Origin of the sequence: Mesorhizobium sp. M7A.F.Ca.CA.004.12.1.1 (genome assembly GCF_003997835.1) — a bacterium.
GTDB lineage: Bacteria > Pseudomonadota > Alphaproteobacteria > Rhizobiales > Rhizobiaceae > Mesorhizobium.
The window spans coordinates 1-840 of sequence record NZ_RZRK01001344.1 but is presented as its reverse complement, the minus strand read 5'-3'; the positions used below and the strand labels follow the sequence as shown (position 1 = coordinate 840).

The 840-nt window shown below is 66.2% G+C and carries 2 pseudogenes; both read left to right on the top strand.

The annotated features are described in order from the left end of the window. Positions 1–435, top strand: a pseudogene (locus tag EN984_RS36280) (tRNA (N(6)-L-threonylcarbamoyladenosine(37)-C(2))-methylthiotransferase MtaB); the annotation flags it as partial. A gap of 11 nt (positions 436–446) precedes the next feature. Beyond that, positions 447–840 (top strand): annotated as a pseudogene (locus EN984_RS36275) (signal recognition particle-docking protein FtsY); the annotation flags it as partial.

The following is an 840-nucleotide window of genomic DNA, read 5'->3' as shown; positions in this document are numbered from 1 at the left end:
GATGTGCGCAAGCTGCGCCCCGGTATCGTCTTTGGCGCCGACATCATCGCCGGCTTCCCGACCGAGACCGACGAAATGTTCGAGAACTCGGAAAAAATTGTCGAGGAGTGTGGCCTGACCCATCTCCACGTCTTCCCCTTCAGCCCACGCGAAGGCACGCCCGCCGCGCGCATGCCGCAGCTCCGCCGCGAGGTCGTCAAGCAGCGCGCCGCCCGGCTGCGTGCCGCCGGTGAAGCTGCCTATTTCAGGCATCTGTCGTCGCTCACCGGAACGCGCCAGTCGATCCTGATCGAGCGCGACGGCCTTGGCCGCACCGAGGGTTTTACGCTTGCCGCACTCGGCACGGGCGCACCGGGTGAGATCGTCGAGGCTGAGATATCAGGCCACGATGGTAGCAGGCTGATCGCGGCGCCCCTTGCCGCCCGCGCCGCCTGAGAACGCAAAGCATGGCTGGTTTTTTCAAGAAGATATTTTCGTTCGGCAAGAAAGAGGTTGTCGAGGAGCGGATCGACGAGACCGCCCCGCTGCCGCCGATCAAATGGGAAGCACTCGATGCGCTGAAGCCGGCGGCCGAACAGGTCGTTCCGGAGTTCTTGAAGCGCGACGAGCCGCTGCCCGAGGCGGAAACGACGCCGGCGCCGGTAGTCGAGCCGGAGGTAATTCCTGCGCCGCAACCGGCGCCTGTCGAGGAACCGGCGCCCGAGCCGGAGCCAACCATCCCGCCAGTACCGGAGCCGGCTGTTCCCTCAGAGCCAGAACCTCTGCCGGAGCCCGAGCCGGAAGAAGAACCAGCGCCCGAGACGCCAGCCGAGCCGCCGGCGCCCGAGGAGATACCAACAC